Raw genomic sequence first — 17,893 nt, forward strand, 5'->3', positions numbered from 1 at the left:
TTTTATTGCATGGCAACAAAACCCCAGCTAATCATGACCTTAATTCCGTCAAATGGTATTTAACTGGTCTTTGCATTGGGCACATTTGCGGGTCTGCGAGCACACCGCCTGTCAGTCGGCGGTTGCCGGGCTGTCGTCCAGATAGGGCTTGTTCTGCTGGTAAAGCCTGAGCCGGCGCAGGTATCCGTTCTGGTCGTGCTCCTCAGCCAGCGAGTCGAGGCTCCAGTAGCGGGTGAAGCGCGTGATGACAGCCTGCTGGCTGCGGGCCGCGCCCGCATGGTCTCCGCTCGCTGCCTGGCACGCGGCGACGGTATCCAGCCGTCCCCAGGCCAGGTCGGGCTGCTTGAGCATCTTTTCCGAGTACTTCATGCCCGCCGCCACGTTGCGCGCGGCCGGATCAACGGCGGTGCAGTAGGCCCACGCCATGTTGTTGAGCGCCCAGGATTCGTCGTCATCCTGCGCCTCGGTCCACAGGCGCACGGCCAGCGCGCGATCCTCGACCCCGGTGCGGTTGCGATACAGCCAGTCGGCGTAGCCGACCTTGGGACCCAGTTCCTTGGCCGCCAGGATGCGGTCGATCCAGGGCTGCGCCTTTACGGCACCGTCTGGGCCGAGGTCTCCTTCCAGGTATCCGATGGCCAGCAGCAACTGCGATGTGCCATCACCGGTCTCGGCATCCCGAAGCAACCACCGCTCGGCCCGTAGGGGGTCCTTGGCGATGCCCGTTCCCTTCATCGCCATGTACGCGGCGCGCCGGCGTGCTTCGCCCATCGCCGGGGCCTCGCCCAGCTCGACGTACCAGTCCATGGCTTGCCTGGCGCTCTGACCGAGGGCGGCGTGGTCTTTCGCGTAAAGAGCCGCGAGATCGAGCATGGCTTCGCTGTCTCCTGCCCGAACCGACGCCATCAACCAGCGTTCGGCAGCCTTCCACTCATGGAGCATCGCCGCGCGGTCGGACAGGTACTTCATCGCCGGCACTTCGCCGCCCAGTGCGGCCGAACGCATTCGATCCAGGACCAGCCCGGGCGCAGCCTCGGGACTGTCGGTCATCAGGTTGAAGGCCTGCATCTGCAGCGCGCCCGGATCGCCCGCCTCTGCCGCCAGGCGCAGCGACTCCAGTCGCAGGTCCTTCCGGTCCTTTTCCCGCCAATACTGCGACAGCCACCAGTGTCCTACGCCGATGGCGTTGCTGGCCGGCGCGGCCAGTACCTGCAGGTCGCTTTCCTGCAGGTCGTGCTCGTCCCGCTGCAGTTTCCACGCCGCCAGCGCGGCCCGCACCGCAGGCCGCTCCATCGCGTCGGCGAGGGACTTGCGCCCAATGGCCTTGGGGCGGTCGGCAAGCGTGGCCAGCGACATGTACTCAAGGGCGACTTCCTCGGCGCTGGCCCGGCGCAACGCGGCCGCCAGCAATCCGTCGGCGACTTCGTCATCGCGCCTGGCTACCAGGCCCTCGCCATGCAGGAAGGCGAGCATGACCATCGGAACGACATGCTTGGCCTCCGCCTGTTCCAGCAGTATGTCCTCCAGTCCCTCCCCACAGCCCGAGAATGGTCTGCGCGCGCACAACGTGATCCACAACCGCAGCGACTGGATGCCGCCGTAGCCTGAGCTGACGCGCAGCGCTTTGACCTTGGCCGCCGGCTCTGCCAGCTGCATGGCCGTCCGCACCGCCTTCAGGTCGACGGCAGCCAGCTCGTTGCCCTTCACTTGCGCCGCTTCGAAGAAATCCGCGAGCAGGTCCTTGTAGAACGGATAGCCGGCGTATTCGTTGCTCCCCTTGAGGCGCGAAGTGACGTCCACGTAGTCGAACAGGTAGGTGGTTTCCTTGCCGGCTTCCGCGTCCCATGCCGCGACCGCCAGAGGGAAGTAGCGCGCCGGCCTGGTCTGGACGAAATACTCGTAGCGCGCTTCGAGGCCGGCGACCTGCAGCAGCGCGTAGACATCACTGGGACCCAATACACGGATGGGCATCGGCCACGGCAACTGGCGTCCATCCTTCAGTGCTTCCCTGGAAAGCGACACCAGCGCACCTTCCAGCCTGGTTGCCCGCTCCGCCTGGCCAGTGGCTTCGGCGCACAGCAACGCGGTGCGCACGACCACGATGCTGACCGGGGCCTTCACCAACGCATCGTCAACCTCGGCCGCATGCAAGCGGCAGGCTTCGGCGTCGACGCCTTCGGCCGAGTATTCGACTTTGTCGAGCACCTCATAGGCCGAATAGGCGCGCTCGAATTCGGCCGACTGCATGAACTCCTGCCAGGCCTTGCCGGCGTCGGTGGCGACGGAGTCGATATCCACCACCGCTGCCATCGCGTGCAGCGGAAAGGACACCACCAGGCCCAGGCACAGACGCGCTGCCAGCCGTCTTCTCATTTCGCGTCCTCCTGTTGCATGTCGCGCAGCAGCGCGCGGATGCGCTGCTCCCGTTCCTTGCCGGTGGTCGGAGCGACCAGCTGGAAGCCCAGATGCGCGGAGATGTCCTCGCGAACGCTACGCAACTGCTCGATGTGCGTAGTGGTCTCGCCGGCCGCGAGATAGCGCTGCTTCACCTTGAGGTCGTAGCGCAGGTCCACGAAATCCGGCTCGACGGTGACATTGCGCCTGTAATCGAAAGCGCTCGAGGCGTGCGCTGCCTCCTCTGCGACAAACCCCGGCTTCCAGTTGGCGGGATACGCCACCCTGATCCTGTGCGAATAGGTTCCCGGGTCTGCGAATTCGAGCGGACCCTTGCGCGAGATCGTCGATGGCAGGGTGGAAAGAGCCTGCAACGAGTCCGCATACAGATCCAGCGACCTGACCGTACCCTCGCTTTGGAACGGCGCCTTCAACACGTAGGTTTCGTTGACGCTGATGCGGTTGGCCTGGCGATCGTCGTGGAGGACCGCGGCAGCCACCACCGACAACTCACCGAAGCGCTTCCGGTAATGGTCGGAATAACGCCGGGTGAGTTCGTCGGAACGCTGCGACCCGACCGAACGGCGCGCATAGTCGGCGTCCTGGCCTTCGTAGACGGTGTCGACCGTCAGCTTCACGTCGTTGCCGCTCTTGCTGACCTCGTAGCGCTCGTCGACCGTCGTAGCCCTGGCCAGGCTGGCGGGTGCCGCGACCTCCTGCAGGGCGGAGCCGCCCCTCACCAGCGGCAGCACCATGCCATACCGGCTCAGGTCCACGGTCTCCGGATCGCCGCCCTGCTGGGAAATGGTTGGATCCATCCATACCGTCCTGCCATCCAGTTGCGCGCGCACGATGACATGGTCGAAGTTGGAGGCCGAGGGCACGAAGTCGACGATGGCGCGCCCGCGATCGATGGACACGAGCGCGGGTACCGCGTCGATGCCCATGCGCTGCAACAGGGTCGCCAACAGGTAGGCCTTGTCCTTGCAGTCGCCGAAACGACGCTGCCAGGTTTCGGAAGGTGGTGCGGGACGATGCGTGTTCTCGCCCATTTCCACCCCGAAGTAGCGGACCTCGTCCTGCACCGCGCGCAGGGCGGCCGCAAGGCGCTCGCGATCGCTGGCCAGCGATCGCCAGGCCTGCAGTCTGGACTCCAGCCCGGCAGGCAACGCCTTTACTTCCGGATACAGCGGCAATCCCCACGCCACGACGTCCGCCCAGGTCTGGCCCACAGCCACCTGCGCCTGCGAATAGGGCTGGTACCAGGCTGGATAGCCGCCTTCGTCGACCACCGCGTCGATGCCTTTGCCGCGCATCGTCACCTCGACCGCATCGGGCAGCTGGCGAATGACCGCCTGCGGCGAGTCGTCCGTTCGATAGATGCCGGGCGAGGTCCGCGGCTCAAGCAGCACCCGGAAGCCGGCTTCGAGGGTGGGACTGGTCCATGCGAACCCCATCCAGTCTGACATCTGCCCGGCCATCACCGGATTGCTGCCGATCACCGAGTAGGAGATCCGCACCACGTCGCCGACACGCACGTCCTCGAGCACGATCAATGCAGTGACCAGTCCATCGGCGAGGTCGTTCTCGAAGCCCGCTTCGCGCCTGGCAAGCGACACCTTGTCCACCGCCAGGCGCGGACTCCACTTGCCGTCGCGGCGCAGGTCGGCGCGATGCAGGACCAGGCGCTGGTACTGCGGGTTGAACGAAATCTTGAACCGGCCCGCTTCGCTGACAAAGGTCTCGGACAGCGCTTCGAATGCATAGTCGACGTAGCGCTGGTCGCGCCCGGCGCGCCGGTCCACCTGTACCTCGTTGCGCCAGAACCGCCAGCGCGCATCCGCGGCGCCAGGTGCCTTGGGATCCCACTGTTCGGCCATGGGCGTGCTGGACACGAACTCCGGCACGGGCCCGACTTCGAACTGGAAATCACCGCGCCGGTGGATTTCACCCGCGTGCGCGGACGCTGCCGCCCATAGCAGCGCCGCCATTACGATTGCCCGCATCCCCTACTCCCCGTATGCCGTGATGTTCGACGTTCCCCGATGCTTCCCCAAGCACCGTAACCAGGACCGCCGCCTCTATTAGATCAGCTCCCGCGTGCCTGCAACGCGACCACCGCCGGCAGTTCCTTGCCTTCCAGGAATTCCAGGAAGGCCCCGCCGCCGGTGGAGATGTAGCCGATGTCGCCGGCAATGCCGTACTTGTCGACCGCGGCCAGGGTGTCGCCGCCACCGGCAATGGAGAAGGCCTTCGACGCGGCAATCGCGCGGGCCAGGGTCTCGGTGCCCTTGCCGAAGGCGTCGAATTCGAACACGCCCACCGGCCCGTTCCAGACCACCGTGCCGGCCGCTTCGATAAGCCTTGCATAGCGCGCGGCGGTGTCCGGGCCGATGTCCAGGATCATGTCGTCGGCGCCCACCTCGGCCACCTGCTTCACCGTGGCCACGGCGTCGGCCTTGAATTCAGCTGCCACCACCACGTCGGTGGGCACCGGGATGTCGGCGCCCCGGGCGCGCGCGTCGGCGATGATCTGGCGCGCGGTGTCCAGCAGGTCCATTTCCACCAGTGACTTGCCCACGCCGTGGCCTTCTGCGGCGATGAAGGTATTGGCGATGCCGCCGCCGACGATCAGCTGGTCGACTTTGTCGACCAGGCTGGACAACAGTTCCAGCTTGGTCGACACCTTGCTGCCGGCGACGATGGCCAGCAACGGGCGCGACGGCTGGTCCAGGGCCTTGGCCAGCGCGTCCAGCTCGCCCATCAGCAGCGGACCGCCCGCGGCCTGTTTCGCGAACCGGATGACGCCATGGGTGGAGGCCTGCGCGCGGTGCGCGGTGCCGAAGGCATCCATGACGAACACGTCGCAGAGCGCTGCATATTTGCGGGCCAGGGCCTCGTCGTCCTTGCCCTCGCCCACGTTCATGCGGCAGTTTTCCAGCAGCACCACGCTGCCGGGGGCGACATCCACGCCGTCAACCCAATCCCTGACCAGCGGCACTTCCACGCCCAGCAGTTCGGACAGGCGCGCGGCGACCGGCGCCAGCGAATCGGCTTCGCTCCACACGCCTTCCTTCGGCCGGCCCAGGTGCGAGGTGACCATGACCGCGGCGCCTTTCTGCAGTGCCAGCTGCAACGTCGGCAGCGAGGCGGTGATGCGTTGCTCGGAAGTGATGCGCGCCGGCTGCCCGTCCGCGTGCTCGATCGGCACGTTGAGGTCCTGGCGGATCAGGACGCGCTTGCCGGCGAGGTCGAGATCGGTCATGCGGAGGATGGACATGGCGTGTTCCGTGATGGGTCGGGCCGCCATTGTCCCGGCTCGCAACCGATGCGGCAAACCCGCAGCGACGCGCGCCGGCTTACGCTGCACTACAGGTCGGGCATCCTGTCGATCTCGCCGCCGACCAGTTCCATGGCCATGACCAGCGCGTCCTCGCGGCCATCGCGCGCGGGGTAGTAGCGCGGACGGCGCCCGATTTCGTTGAAGCCTTCGTCGTGGTACAGGGCGATGGCGTTGGGATTGGAAGGGCGCACTTCCAGGAAAATGCGCGCCGCGCCCAGGTCCCGGGCCAGCTGGACCAGCGAACGCAGCAACTGGCGACCGTGGCCGCGTCCCTGTCGTTCGGGGGCTATGCAGATGTTGAGGATGTGGGCCTCGTCGGCGGCCACGCTGATCACCGCATAGCCGATGGCCAGGCCGCGCTCCTGCAGCACCCAGGCCGGGTAACCGGCCGCCAGGCAGTCGCGGAAAATGCCGCGCGTCCAGGGGAACGGATAGGCGCGCTGTTCGATTGCCAGGATCACCTCAAGGTCGGATTCGCGCATGGCGCGCATCGCGGCGCCCGCGTTTTCCTCGCCGACCTTGACCGCGCTCATCCCGGTTGCCGCCTGCGCAGCGCGCGCAGCTGCGGCCACAAGGCGCGCTTGGCCGCGGGATTGCCGCGCAGTTCGGACGAAGCCGGCCACAAGGCGATGGCGGCCGCGGCTTCAGGCGTATTGGGGTCGCAGCCCGAGGCACGGATCAGCGCGAAATGCAGCTTGTCCGGCAGCCGCGAGGCCGCGCGGCGTGGCGCCGAAGCCGTGCCGGCCGGGGCGCCGGCGTCGGCTTGCGGGGCAAGCTTGCGTGGCGCGGTTGGGGGGGGTGGCGCGGCCTGCGTCCGCGACGGCGCGCGGGTGGCTTCCTCCGGCGCTGGCCTGGCAGCCACAGCCGGCGCCTCCGCAGAACCGGGGACGTACACGGTGTGGCCCAGCGCGGTCAGCCATTCATGCTGCTGCGATGACCACAACTCGCTCACGCCACGGCCTCCGGTGTCTTGCGCCAGCGCCGCCACAGCCAGTAACCCGGGCCCGAGAGGGCATAGACCACGCCAATGGCCAGCAACGCGCGCGGCAGGTCCATGGCCAGCACCGCGATCACCACCGGCACCAGGAACAGTGCGTAGAAAGGAATGCGGTCAGCCTTGGCTCCGCCCTTGCCGGTGCCCTTGAAGCTCCAGAAACGGATGCGGCTGACCATCAGCAGGGCCGAAATCAGCGTGACACCCAGGGCCACGTAACGCAGTTGCTCACCGCTCCAGCCCAGGTCGCCGTCGGCGAAGGCCCAGACGAAGGACATCATCAGGCCCGCCGCCGCAGGACTGGCCAGGCCGATGAACCAGCGCTTGTCGACGCTGCCGACCTGGGTGTTGAAGCGGGCCAGCCGCAGCGCGGCGCAGGCTGCGTACAGAAACGCCACCGCCCAGCCGACCCGGCCCATCACATTGCCATCGAACTTCAGCGAAGACAGCGCCCAGTGGTACATCACCAGCGACGGCGCCATGCCGAAGCTCACCAGGTCGGCCAGCGAGTCGTATTGCACGCCGAAGTCGCTGCTGGTGCCGGTCAGGCGCGCCACCCGGCCATCGATCCCATCCATGATCGCGGCGATGAATACCGCGATCGAGGCATGCACGAACTCGCCGTTGGACGCGGCGATGATCGCGTAGAACCCCGAGAACAGGCCCGCCGTGGTGAACAGGTTGGGCAACAGGTAGATGCTGCGCGAGCGCGGTGCTTGCTTGTTTTCGTCCATGCGTCCCAGTTTAGCCCACCCGGGCTGCTTGCCAGTCCGGCCCGGCAATGCTGCAATCAGGACCATTCCCCGCCTACCCACCCTGGAGGCCGCCATGCGTGCCCTGTCCAAACCAACACTCCTGACCCCGGCCATTGCCTTGCTGCTGCTGGCCGGCGCCTGCGCACCCGCGTTCGCCCAGAAGGTGTACCAGTGGAAGGACGCCCGCGGCGTCACCCACTATTCCGACAGCCCGCCCCCGGGGCAGACAGTGAAGGACCGCCGCATCGATAACCGTGGTGAGCCGGTGGCAGAAGTGGCGGCCGGCAAATCCGTGGAGAGCCCGCAATGCGCCACGGCCAGGCAAAACCTGAAGCTGTTGGCCGGTGCCGGCGCCGTGCAGCAGGACACCGATGGCGACGGCAAGCCGGACAAGGCATTGAGCGATGAGGATCGCCTCAACCAGCGCGAGCTGGCGACCGCCGCGGCCAAGGCCTACTGCACACCGGCCACTACCGCAGGCGGCTGAGTGCGTCCGTTCTGGGCGATCGTGGCCGGCCTGCTGCTGGGCGCCGGGGTCGCCTGGTGGCTGGCACGCGAGGCGCCCGATAAGCGCCAGGCCAGGGAGCGGCGCGCCGAACGGGCCGCCGCGGCGAATGCACGTGACGCACGACCCTCGCTCTATCGCTGGCGCGACGACGCCGGCGTACTGCAGATCAGCGACAAACCACCCGCTCACGGGCGCTACGAGCGCATCGATCGCGACCCCGACCGGGGCATCACGGTTAAAGGTGGGCGCTCCGACTGAGCGCAAAACCCGCAGGCCGGCGCCACAGCTGGCAAAATGCCCGGCCCCTCGCCGTGAATACCTCCGATGCGCCTGTCGCGATTCCATCTCCGCACCACCAAGGAAACTCCCGCCGACGCCGAAATCGTCAGCCACCAGCTGATGCTGCGTGCCGGCATGGTCCGCAAGCTCGCGTCCGGCCTGTACACGTGGTCGCCGCTGGGCCTGCGCGTGCTGCGCAAGGTCGAGGCGGTGGTCCGCGAGGAAATGAACCGCGCCGGCGCCATCGAGTTGCTGATGCCCACCATCCAGCCGCGCGAGTTGTGGGAGGAAACCGGGCGCTGGCAGAAATTCGGCCCCCAGTTGCTGAAGATACGGGACCGCAAGGAAGCCGAGTTCTGCTACAGCCCCACGGCCGAGGAGGCGATCACCGACTTCGCCCGCCAGGAACTGGCCAGCTACAAGCAGTTGCCGGTCAACTTCTACCAGATCCAGACCAAGTTCCGCGACGAGATCCGTCCGCGCTTCGGAGTGATGCGCGCGCGCGAATTCCTGATGAAGGATGCGTACTCGTTCCACCTGGGCGATGAGGGCCTGGTCGCCGAATACAACAACATGCATGCCGCCTACACCCGCATCTTCACCCGCCTGGGCCTGGATTTCCGTGCGGTGCTGGCCGATTCGGGCGCCATCGGCGGCGACGCTTCGCAGGAGTTCCACGTGCTGGCCGATTCGGGCGAGGACGCCATCGCGTTCTCCACCGGCTCGGACTACGCAGCCAATCTGGAAACCGCGCAGGCCGCGCTGCCCGCCGCGCGCATTGCCGCCAGCGAGGCCATGCGCAAGGTCGATACGCCGACCCAGAAGACCTGCGAGGAAGTCGCGGCATTGCTCGGCATCGAACTGGCACGCACCGCCAAGTCGATCGCGGTGATGACCGGCGCCGGCTTCGTGCTGGCGCTGGTACGCGGCGACCACACGGTCAACGAGATCAAGCTGGGCAAGGTGGAAGGGCTGGCTGACTACCGCATGGCCACTGAAGCCGAAATCCTGGAACACCTGGGCAGCGAGCCCGGTTTCCTGGGCCCGATCAACGCGAAGAAGACCATCCGCGTCGTGGCGGACCGTGAGGTGGCGGCGCTGGCCGACTTCGTGGTCGGCGCCAACGAAGCCGGCTTCCATATCGCCGGCGTCAACTGGGGCCGCGACCTGCCCGAACCGGAAACCGTTGCCGACCTCCGCAACGTGGTCGCCGGCGACCGCGCCCAGGACGGCGGCGAGCTGCGCATCGTGCGCGGCATCGAGGTCGGCCACGTGTTCCAGCTGGGCCGCAAGTACGCCGAGGCGATGGGCGCCACCGTGCTGGATGAAAACGGCAAGGCCACCGTGCTCAGCATGGGCTGCTACGGCATCGGCGTATCGCGGATCGTGGCCGCGGCGATCGAGCAGAACCACGACGCTGCCGGCATCATCTGGCCCGAGCCGATGGCGCCGTGGACGGTGGCCATCTGCACCATCAATCCCAAGGGCGACGCGGCGGTGAACGAGGCGGCGCAACAGCTGTTCGACACGCTGCAGGCGGCCGGCATCGACGCCGTGCTCGACGACCGTGGCCTGCGCCCGGGCCAGATGTTCGCCGACATCGAACTGATCGGCATCCCGCACCGCGTGGTGATCTCCGAACGCGGCCTGGCTGCGGGGACCTTCGAGTACCGCGCGCGGCGGGCGAGCGAGGCGGAGAATCTGGGGCGTGAGGAGTTGCTGGCGAAGTTGATCCGTTAGTTGACGAGAGCTCACCTCGACGCCCGAAACGCCGGCAATGCCGGCGTTTCTTCGTATGGCCACGCGCCAATCAGCTCCTGGCTCTTAGCTCCTGGCTCTTAGCTCCTGGCTCTTAGCTTCTGGCTTTTGACTTCCGACCCCGTGAGGAGCGGCAAGCCGGTCGGGTCAACCCCGAAGGGGCGGCGCACATGGATGTGCGCCGTTTCCGTAGACACAGGATATGTCTTACGGAAATTCCCGACCGGCTTGCGGACCCGGCAGCTTCATCGCCGGGCGCGCCGTCAGAGCCTGCCCCGTACTTGATACGGGGGCGGCTTTCTTTTGGTTACTTTTCTTTGCCGTTCAAAGAAAAGTGACTCGCGCAAAGCGCGGCTCTCAACAGCGAAGCTGGTCAACGCTTTTGCATCTCAAAGACAAGCTAAGTCCCTGGGTCCCCGCCTTCGCGGGGATGACGACTGAAAAAACACTCACCCCGACGCATCGAGGTTCAGAGATTCTTCCGCGCCGGCAACAGCAGGTTGCCGAACAGCAGCCCCGCTACCAGCGCCATGACGATGTTCACCACCGCCATCAGCGCCGTGTTGCCCACCACCACGTCCTGCTGCTGCATCAGGCTGATCACCCCGCGCAGTGAATTGCTGCCGGGCACCAGCATGATGATGCCCGGCACCCGGATGATCGCGCCGGGCTTGTTGGCCCAGCGTGCGAACAGGTTGCCAGCCGCGGTGATCGCCAGCGCCGACAGGAAGATGCCGACCGGGCTGCCCCAGGCCTCGCCCGCGAAGCGCGAGATCAGGTAACCGCAGATCGCCGCCGCCATCACCCAGCCGTAATCGCGCCGGTGGGCCTTGAACAATACCGCGAACGCATAGGCTGCCAGCACCAGCGAAGTCCATTCCACCCAGTCCGGCTGCGGCCGCAGCGCGCGCACTTCCGGATACAGCCCGCACAGCTGGGCCAGGGTCAGCGCGATCAGCGTTCCCACCGTCAGTTTGAGGATGGTGGCGATGGCGCCGGCGAATCGCGCCGTGCCTGAAACCAGATGCCCGCTGGTCAATTCGTTGACCGCATTGGTCAGGGTCATGCCGGGCAGCAGCACCACCAGCGAAGCGATGATCACGCTGTTGAGGTTGAGTGGCTGGATGAAGGTGGACACCAGCACCGCGACGATGCCGGCCACCAGCGCCGAGACCGCGTCGCTGGCTTCGCGCAGGCGCGGCCGGTGCTCGTTCAATACCGACTGCACGCCGATCAGCAGGCCGATCACGGTGGCGGTGGCGATGTCGATCCACGGCAGGCGCCACAGCCCGGCCACGGCGCCGGAGGCCAGCGCGAACGCCAGCAACTGGGTCGCGCGCCAGCGCAGGCTGGGCTTGCTGTCCAGCGAGCGCAGCGCGGTGTGGCCCTGGGCGATGCTCATGGCGCCACCGGCCACGGCCTCGGCAATACGATCCGATTCGCCCAGCTTGTAGAGGTCGTTCTCGCCCGGCGCCAGGCGGATGACCCGGGTGGTGTCGCTGGCACCGAGCGGGCGCGAGGGATCGCTGAAGCTGAGGATCAAGCCGGTGGGATTGGACCAGGGTTCGCAGTCAAGGCCGAGCCGGGTCGACAGCGCGACCACCGCGCCTTCCAGCCGTTGCGCGGTGGTGCCATAGGTGTGCAGGCGGCTGGCGGTTTCGCAGACGAAGGCGATCCGCTGTGCATAGGTGGCGGTAGGCGTGGTGGCGTGCGACATGCAGGTAGTCTAGAGCTTGCCACGGCGTGGTGGACCGGGCGGCCTGCATGCGGATCGGTATGCTCACCCTGAGGCAACCGCCTGCCTGTATGCTCGCCCTCGCGCCAATATGACCCCGACCGACGCCCGCCCCCGCTTTGAAACAGACGACGCCGATCCCTCGCGGGTACGGCTCGCGGGGCAATGGACGCTGGCCACCGCACTGCAGGTCGCAGAGCGACTGCGCGAAATCCCGGCCGCTGCCAGGGTCATCGATGCGACCGGCATTTCCCGCATTGATTCGGCCGGCGTGCTGCAGTTGCTGCGGCATGCCGCGCGCAATGAGATCGCAATGGACGACCTGCAGTTCCGCGAGGAACACCAGGCCCTGGTGTCGACCATCGAAGACGTGGCCGACGACCGTCCGAAGAAAAAACGCGACTACGGCTTCATCGCCGCGCTGGGGCGCCTGGGCTACCAGGTGCAGGACAACGCCAAGGAAATGATGTCGCTGGTCAGCTTCACCGGCGAGAACCTGGTGAAGATGTTCCGCACCCTGAAGGAGCCGCGGCGCCTGCGCGTCACCGCCACCGTCTTCCACATGGAACAGGTGGGCCTGGACGCCGTGCCGCTGGTGATCCTGCTGTCCTACCTGGTCGGCGCGGTGATCGCCTTCCTCGGCTCGACCATCCTGCGCGACTTCGGTGCCGAGATCTACGTGGTCGAACTGGTCAGCATCGCCTTCCTGCGGGAGTTCGCAGTGCTGCTGACTGCCATCGTGCTGGCCGGGCGCACCGCCAGCGCATTTACCGCGCAGATCGGCGCCATGCAGAGCCGCGAGGAAATCGACGCGATCCGCACCCTGGGCCTGGACCCGATCGACCTGCTGGTGATCCCTCGCGTGCTGGCTCTGTTGATCACCCTGCCCCTGCTGACCTTCATCGCGATGATGGCGGGCCTGGCCGGCGGCATCACCGTCGGTGCGTTCGACCTCGGCATCCCGCCGCAGATGTACCTGGCGCGCATGCACGAGACCCTGGAAGTACGGCATTTCTTCGTCGGCATGTCCAAGGCGCCGGTGTTCGCGCTGATCATCGGACTGATCGGCTGCCTGGAAGGACTGCAGGTGGAAGGCACCGCGCAATCGGTCGGCGAACGCACCACCTCCAGCGTGGTGCAGACCATTTCGCTGGTGATCATCCTCGATGCGCTGGCCGCGTTGTGGTTCATGAAGATGGATTGGTAGCGAGGTGAAGAGTGAAGAGTAAAGTCGCCCGCCGCGCGCTCTGCCAATGGGAAAGTGAAAGCGCGCGGCTTTCGCTTTTCATTGGCCATTCGCAGGCGGCGCAGCCGCCGACTTCACCATTGACCGCCTTCGACCGACATGCCCGATAACGCATCCCCTTCCCCCATCATCTCGGTTCGCGGGCTGACCAATCGTTTCGGCGAGCAGGTCGTGCACGAAGGCCTGGACCTGGACGTGCAGCGGGGCGAAATCCTGGGCGTGGTCGGCGGCTCGGGCACCGGCAAGTCCGTGCTGATGCGCTCCATCCTGGGGCTGCGCATACCCGATGCAGGCGAAATGGAGGTGCTGGGCACCGATGCGCGTTCCTCCCGCCTGGAGCATCGACAGCACATCCAGCGCAATACCGGCGTGCTGTTCCAGGATGGCGCGCTGTTTTCGTCACTGACGGTCGGCGAGAACGTGCAGGTGCCGCTGAAGGAGCACCATGGCGAGCTGCCGGACAGTTGGCGCTATGAGCTGGCCCTGCTGAAGGTGAAGCTGGCCGGACTGCCTGCCGATGCGCTCAACAAACTGCCTTCGCAGCTGTCCGGCGGCATGCGCAAGCGCGCCGGACTGGCACGGGCGCTGGCGCTGGATCCACCGCTGCTTTTCCTGGACGAGCCCACCGCAGGGCTGGATCCGATTGGCGCGGCCGCCTTCGACCGCCTGATCCGCACGCTGCAACAGGCGCTGGGGCTGACCGTGTTCCTCATCACCCACGACCTGGACACCCTGTACGCTATCTGCGACCGCGTTGCGGTGCTGGCCGACCGCAAGGTGGTGGTCAATGCGCCGATAGCCGAGGTCGAGAAGCTTGACCACCCGTGGGTGCAGGAATATTTCCACGGCCCACGTGCGCGCGCCGCGCGCGACGGCCGCGATGCCTACCTAGAAAGAACCAGAGCAGAGGCGCCCTGAGAACCATGGAAACCAAAGCCAATTACGTCCTCATAGGGGCGTTCACCATCATCATCGCCGCGGCACTGCTGCTGTTCGGGCTGTGGGCGGCGAAGTATTCGTCCGAGCGCAGCTGGCAGCAATACGACGTGGTGTTCCGCGAGGCCGTGACCGGGCTCTCGGTTGGCAGCCCGGTGCAGTACAACGGTATCGCCGTGGGTTCCATCACCAAGCTCTCGCTCGCGCCCAACGACCCGCGCCAGGTGATCGCGCGGATCCGCCTGGAAGCCAGCACTCCGGTCAAGACCGATACCCGCGCCAAGCTGGCCATCACCAGCCTCACCGGGCCGTCCATCATCCAGCTCAGTGGCGGCACCCCGCAGGCGCAGGCGTTGACCTCAGTGGACAAGCGCGAAGTGCCCGTCATACAGACGGCGCCTTCGGCCCTGCAGAACATCACCGACACCGCCAACCGCATCGTCGAACGCCTTGACCAGGTGCTGAGCGACCAGAACGTCGCGCGCATCGGGGCCACCCTGGCGAACCTTGAAACCATCAGCGGCTCGCTGGCCAGCCGCGACGAAGGCCTGCAGTCGCTGATCGCCAGCGCGCGCGATGCGGCCACCAACCTGGACCGCACACTGGATACCACCAACGGCACCATCCAGCGGCTGGACCAGAACCTGGTCAAGCAGTTGCCGCCGATATTGAGCAAGCTGGAAAGCACGCTGTCCAAGCTGGACAAGGCGGCCGGCAATGCGGATGCGATCCTCGGCGAGAACCGCGCCGCCATCAACAGCTTCGCCAGCGACGGGCTGGGCCAGCTAGGCCCCACCCTGTCGGAACTGCGCAGCCTGATCCGCGACCTGCGCCAGGTCAGCGACCGCCTGGAAGGCAACCCGACGCGCTACCTGCTGGGCCGCGACGCACCCAAGGAGTTCGAGCCGAAATGAAACCCATGCGATCCGCCACGCTGTTCCTAGCCGCGTCCCTTTCAGTGACGCTGCTCGCCGGCTGCTCGGTGCTGGGCAGCAAGCAACGTGACCCGGTGACGATCTACGCGCCGGAAGTAAAGGTTGCCGCCGACCCGGCCTGGCCTTCGGTGGCCTGGCAGTTGTCGGTTTCCAAGCCCACTGCAGCGCGCATCGTCGACAGTGCCCGTATTTCGGTGCGACCGGTACCCGGCGAGTTGCAGGTCTACAAGGGCGTGAGCTGGTCGCAACCTTCCACCGACCTGGTTGAAACCACCGTACTGCGTGCGCTGGAGGATTCCGGGAAAATCCCCGCCGTCGCCCGCGCCGGCAGTGGCGTCCGTGCCGACTACAAACTGGTCATGGACCTGCGCCGCTATGAAGCCGATTACGCCGGCAACGCGGTTCCCGCGGCCACCATCGAACTGACGGCCAAGCTGCTGCACGCCACTGACCAGCGCATCGTGGCCTCACGCACTTTCCTGCAGGCCGAGCCTGCCGCCGGCACCGAGGTCGTACAGGTTGCGGCCGCGTTCGACCGCGCCCTGGAGAAGGTGGGAAGCCAGCTTGTCGGCTGGGTGCTTACCACCGGCGAGGCCGACGCACGCGCAAAACGCTGACCCGCAGTCTGTCTGCTCCTAGCTGGCGATCCGGCGAAAGGTCAGGTTGATGCGTTCGCCGACCGCCCGGGTCGTGCGCGGCAGTGCATGCCGGCAGTTCTGCTGGGTGTCGCCACGCATCACCAGCAGGCTGCCGTGCGGCAAGGCCAGCTCCAGCTTGCGCAAAGGCTCTTGGCGATGCTTCAACACGAAGCGCCGCGTCCCACCCAGGCTCAACGAGGCGATGACCGGCCGCGTGCCCAGCTCGCGCTCGTTGTCGGCATGCCAGCCCATGCAGTCGGCGCCGTCGCGATAGAGATTGGCCAGCACGCTGTTGAATTCGCAACCCAGTTCCTCCGCCAGCCGCTGGCGGAGGTCCGCAAGCGCCGCAGGCCACGGATGCGGCTGGAAGCGCACGCCCGAATAGGTGTAGGCCGTGCCCGCATCGCCTATCCAGCTGCTGAGGCGCGGCGAGCCCACTTCACGGCCGAACAGGCGGATGCGATGGGTTTCCCATTCAATGGTGTCGCGCAATACCTTGAAAAGCGCATCGGCCGGCGCGGAAGGCAGCCACTGGGCCGCATACCAGAGTTCCGAACCTGGCAGCGCCGGCTCGCCACCATTCGCGGTCAAGGGACGCAGTACGGTCATGCCGACATGCTCGCGGATTTGCCCCTTCCGGCGCAAACACTGAAAATGACCACAGCCAAGAACCAGCCACGGAGCAAGTGATGAGCGATGTCGAAGCCGGCGTGATCCCACCTGACGCGATCGAACGCGACGTGATGGAATACGACGTCGTGACCGTCGGCGCGGGTCCCGCAGGCCTGTCTTTCGCCATTCGGCTCAAGCAGCTCAATCCCGCCATCAGCGTCTGCGTCATCGAGAAAGCCAGCACCATCGGCGCCCACATCCTGTCAGGCGCGGTGATCGAGCCCGGCCCGCTGGACGCGTTGCTGCCCGGTTGGCGCGATGCGCCGCCCCCCGTATGCGTGGCGGCGACGGAAGACGAGTTCTGGCACCTCGGCAAGACCGGCGGCCGCAAGTTCCCGTTCGTGCCGCCCGGCATGAACAACCATGGCAACTTCATCGTCAGCCTCGGCGCGATGTGCGCGTGGCTGGCGCCGCAGGCCGAAGCACTGGGCGTGGAGATCTACCCCGGCTTCGCCGCCTCCGAAACGCTGCACGATGCGCAAGGGAAAGTCATCGGCGTGCGCATCGGTGACATGGGCGTGGCCCGCGATGGTTCGCACAAGCCTGGCTACACCGCCGGCATCGATATCCATGCCAAGGTCACCGTGCTGGCCGAGGGCGCGCGCGGGCACCTCACCAAGCGCCTGGTCAAGCAGTTCGCACTGGACCAGGACAGCGACCCGCAGGCTTATTCGATCGGCATCAAGGAGCTGTGGCAGGTGCCGGAAGGCCGCGTATTGCCTGGCAAGATCGTGCATACGCTGGGCTGGCCCGCCGACAATCGCACCTATGGCGGCAGCTTCCTCTACCACCTGGACAACAACCAGATCGCATTGGGTTATGTGAGCGGACTGGATTACAAGGATCCCCAGTACAAGCCGTGGGAAGCCTTCCAGCAATGGAAGAACCATCCACTGATCGCACCGCTGCTGGAAGGCGGCACGATCCTGTCGGCTGGCGCGCGTGCGATCGTCACCGGCGGCTGGCAGTCGCTGCCCAAGGTGGAGATGCCGGGCGCCTTGCTGATCGGCGACACCGCCGGCCTGCTCAACGTGCCCAAGATCAAGGGCACCCACCAGGCGATCCGCAGCGGCATGCTGGCTGCCGAACACCTGGCGCAGTCGATGGATCCGGCGGGTTTCGATGCGAAGCTGCGCGCCTCCGATGCGATGAAGGAACTGCACGAGGTTCGCAATATCAAGCCCGGTTTCAAGAAGGGCCTGTGGCTGGGCATGTTGAACGCGGGTTGGGAAACGATGACCCGCGGGCTGTCGCCGTGGACGCTCAAGGTGAAGCCGGACTGGTCCTCGCTGGACAGGGTCGGCGCGCACGAGGAACCCAAACGCGACTACGTGCAACGCACCCTGGCCCCGCGCGATCGCCTGCAGGGTGTGTACTACGCAGCCACCGAGCACGACGAAGACCAGCCGGTGCACCTGAAGGTCGCCGACACCTCCATCTGCATCACCCGCTGCAGCGAGGAATACGACAACCCCTGCACCCGCTTCTGCCCGGCCAACGTCTACGAGATCGTCGAGGACGCCGCCGGCAAGCGCCTGCAGATCAACGCCGCCAACTGCGTGCACTGCAAGACCTGCGACATCAAGGACCCGTACGAAATCATCACCTGGGTCACGCCGGAAGGCGGATCGGGGCCGAACTACCAGAACCTGTGAGGTCAATCCCCGCACCGCGTCCAGTCCAGGGCCGCGCGGGGTATT

Annotated in this window: 16 protein-coding genes; 8 read left to right on the plus strand and 8 right to left on the minus strand. The window is 66.4% G+C overall.

All coding sequences use genetic code 11. The features are described 5' to 3' along the window. Positions 1–111 precede the first annotated feature (111 nt). The 6 genes from DT603_RS05615 to pssA all read right to left on the minus strand — a co-directional run bounded on the left by DT603_RS05615 (position 112) and on the right by pssA (position 7,465). The gene (locus DT603_RS05615) at positions 112–2,373 is read right to left on the minus strand and encodes a tetratricopeptide repeat protein (RefSeq protein WP_162348883.1); all 2,262 of its coding nucleotides are present in this window, start codon (positions 2,371–2,373) and stop codon (positions 112–114) included. Next, the gene (locus tag DT603_RS05620) at positions 2,370–4,400 is read right to left on the minus strand and encodes a DUF3857 domain-containing transglutaminase family protein (RefSeq protein WP_162348884.1); all 2,031 of its coding nucleotides are present in this window, start codon (positions 4,398–4,400) and stop codon (positions 2,370–2,372) included. Before DT603_RS05620 ends, DT603_RS05615 begins: the two co-directional genes overlap by 4 nt. 83 nt (positions 4,401–4,483) lie before the next feature. Continuing rightward, positions 4,484–5,674 carry a phosphoglycerate kinase gene (locus tag DT603_RS05625; RefSeq protein WP_162348885.1) on the minus strand — a complete coding sequence of 397 codons (1,191 nt, stop codon included), beginning with the start codon at positions 5,672–5,674 and terminating at the stop codon, positions 4,484–4,486. Positions 5,675–5,763: 89 nt separating this feature from the next. Further along, on the minus strand, positions 5,764–6,270 hold the full coding sequence (gene rimI / locus DT603_RS05630; RefSeq protein WP_162348886.1) for a ribosomal protein S18-alanine N-acetyltransferase: 507 nt from the start codon (positions 6,268–6,270) through the stop codon (positions 5,764–5,766). After that, the gene (locus DT603_RS05635) at positions 6,267–6,689 is read right to left on the minus strand and encodes an alanine acetyltransferase (protein ID WP_162348887.1); all 423 of its coding nucleotides are present in this window, start codon (positions 6,687–6,689) and stop codon (positions 6,267–6,269) included. Before DT603_RS05635 ends, rimI begins: the two co-directional genes overlap by 4 nt. Then, positions 6,686–7,465 carry a CDP-diacylglycerol--serine O-phosphatidyltransferase gene (gene pssA, locus DT603_RS05640; RefSeq protein WP_162348888.1) on the minus strand — a complete coding sequence of 260 codons (780 nt, stop codon included), beginning with the start codon at positions 7,463–7,465 and terminating at the stop codon, positions 6,686–6,688. Before pssA ends, DT603_RS05635 begins: the two co-directional genes overlap by 4 nt. A gap of 94 nt (positions 7,466–7,559) precedes the next feature. Between pssA and DT603_RS05645 the strand changes: the two genes are divergently transcribed. The 3 genes from DT603_RS05645 to DT603_RS05655 all read left to right on the plus strand — a co-directional run bounded on the left by DT603_RS05645 (position 7,560) and on the right by DT603_RS05655 (position 10,013). After that, the gene (locus DT603_RS05645; RefSeq protein WP_162348889.1) at positions 7,560–7,973 is read left to right on the plus strand and encodes a DUF4124 domain-containing protein; all 414 of its coding nucleotides are present in this window, start codon (positions 7,560–7,562) and stop codon (positions 7,971–7,973) included. Continuing rightward, positions 7,974–8,252 (plus strand): DUF4124 domain-containing protein, encoded by a 279-nt coding sequence (locus tag DT603_RS16195; protein ID WP_162348890.1) that lies wholly within the window; start codon positions 7,974–7,976, stop codon positions 8,250–8,252. 66 nt (positions 8,253–8,318) lie between these two features. Beyond that, positions 8,319–10,013 (plus strand): proline--tRNA ligase, encoded by a 1,695-nt coding sequence (locus DT603_RS05655; RefSeq protein ID WP_162348891.1) that lies wholly within the window; start codon positions 8,319–8,321, stop codon positions 10,011–10,013. 487 nt (positions 10,014–10,500) lie between these two features. Here the strand turns inward: DT603_RS05655 and DT603_RS05660 are convergent, their stop codons facing one another. After that, positions 10,501–11,748 (minus strand): threonine/serine exporter family protein, encoded by a 1,248-nt coding sequence (locus DT603_RS05660; RefSeq protein ID WP_162348892.1) that lies wholly within the window; start codon positions 11,746–11,748, stop codon positions 10,501–10,503. A gap of 16 nt (positions 11,749–11,764) precedes the next feature. On the opposite strand from DT603_RS05660, the gene DT603_RS05665 reads away from it, so the two are divergent. From DT603_RS05665 to DT603_RS05680, 4 genes are all read left to right on the plus strand, one after another. Beyond that, complete coding sequence (locus DT603_RS05665) at positions 11,765–12,973, plus strand: ABC transporter permease (protein ID WP_425500938.1); 1,209 nt, start codon at positions 11,765–11,767, stop codon at positions 12,971–12,973. Positions 12,974–13,111: 138 nt separating this feature from the next. After that, positions 13,112–13,930, plus strand: a complete 819-nt coding sequence (locus tag DT603_RS05670; RefSeq protein ID WP_162348894.1) for an ABC transporter ATP-binding protein — start codon at positions 13,112–13,114, stop codon at positions 13,928–13,930. Between the two features lie 5 nt (positions 13,931–13,935). Next, positions 13,936–14,862 carry an MlaD family protein gene (locus DT603_RS05675; RefSeq protein ID WP_162348895.1) on the plus strand — a complete coding sequence of 309 codons (927 nt, stop codon included), beginning with the start codon at positions 13,936–13,938 and terminating at the stop codon, positions 14,860–14,862. Then, positions 14,859–15,500: an ABC-type transport auxiliary lipoprotein family protein gene (locus DT603_RS05680; protein ID WP_162348896.1), complete on the plus strand. Its 642-nt coding sequence runs from the start codon at positions 14,859–14,861 to the stop codon at positions 15,498–15,500. Before DT603_RS05675 ends, DT603_RS05680 begins: the two co-directional genes overlap by 4 nt. Before the next feature lie 18 nt (positions 15,501–15,518). On the opposite strand, the gene DT603_RS05685 is transcribed toward DT603_RS05680, so the two are convergent. Further along, positions 15,519–16,130: an alpha-ketoglutarate-dependent dioxygenase AlkB family protein gene (locus tag DT603_RS05685; protein WP_162348897.1), complete on the minus strand. Its 612-nt coding sequence runs from the start codon at positions 16,128–16,130 to the stop codon at positions 15,519–15,521. Positions 16,131–16,210: 80 nt separating this feature from the next. Between DT603_RS05685 and DT603_RS05690 the strand changes: the two genes are divergently transcribed. Then, a complete protein-coding gene (locus DT603_RS05690; RefSeq protein ID WP_162348898.1) occupies positions 16,211–17,848 on the plus strand; it encodes an electron transfer flavoprotein-ubiquinone oxidoreductase in 1,638 nt (545 codons plus the stop codon). Positions 17,849–17,893: the final 45 nt, after the last annotated feature.

It is taken from the genome of Pseudoxanthomonas gei (assembly GCF_010119615.1).
In the GTDB taxonomy this organism is placed as follows: domain Bacteria; phylum Pseudomonadota; class Gammaproteobacteria; order Xanthomonadales; family Xanthomonadaceae; genus Pseudoxanthomonas_A; species Pseudoxanthomonas_A gei.

What these genes read in the sequence shown, in the direction of transcription:
- DT603_RS05615 (WP_162348883.1), bottom strand. Translation starts at nt 2,373, where the DNA reads ATGAGAAGACGGCTGGCAGCGCGTCTGTGCCTGGGCCTGGTGGTGTCC.
- DT603_RS05620 (WP_162348884.1), bottom strand. Translation starts at nt 4,400, where the DNA reads ATGCGGGCAATCGTAATGGCGGCGCTGCTATGGGCGGCAGCGTCCGCG.
- DT603_RS05625 (WP_162348885.1), bottom strand. Translation starts at nt 5,674, where the DNA reads ATGTCCATCCTCCGCATGACCGATCTCGACCTCGCCGGCAAGCGCGTC.
- rimI (WP_162348886.1), bottom strand. Translation starts at nt 6,270, where the DNA reads ATGAGCGCGGTCAAGGTCGGCGAGGAAAACGCGGGCGCCGCGATGCGC.
- pssA (WP_162348888.1), bottom strand. Translation starts at nt 7,465, where the DNA reads ATGGACGAAAACAAGCAAGCACCGCGCTCGCGCAGCATCTACCTGTTG.
- DT603_RS05645 (WP_162348889.1), top strand. Translation starts at nt 7,560, where the DNA reads ATGCGTGCCCTGTCCAAACCAACACTCCTGACCCCGGCCATTGCCTTG.
- DT603_RS05655 (WP_162348891.1), top strand. Translation starts at nt 8,319, where the DNA reads ATGCGCCTGTCGCGATTCCATCTCCGCACCACCAAGGAAACTCCCGCC.
- DT603_RS05660 (WP_162348892.1), bottom strand. Translation starts at nt 11,748, where the DNA reads ATGTCGCACGCCACCACGCCTACCGCCACCTATGCACAGCGGATCGCC.
- DT603_RS05670 (WP_162348894.1), top strand. Translation starts at nt 13,112, where the DNA reads ATGCCCGATAACGCATCCCCTTCCCCCATCATCTCGGTTCGCGGGCTG.
- DT603_RS05675 (WP_162348895.1), top strand. Translation starts at nt 13,936, where the DNA reads ATGGAAACCAAAGCCAATTACGTCCTCATAGGGGCGTTCACCATCATC.
- DT603_RS05680 (WP_162348896.1), top strand. Translation starts at nt 14,859, where the DNA reads ATGAAACCCATGCGATCCGCCACGCTGTTCCTAGCCGCGTCCCTTTCA.
- DT603_RS05685 (WP_162348897.1), bottom strand. Translation starts at nt 16,130, where the DNA reads ATGACCGTACTGCGTCCCTTGACCGCGAATGGTGGCGAGCCGGCGCTG.
- DT603_RS05690 (WP_162348898.1), top strand. Translation starts at nt 16,211, where the DNA reads ATGAGCGATGTCGAAGCCGGCGTGATCCCACCTGACGCGATCGAACGC.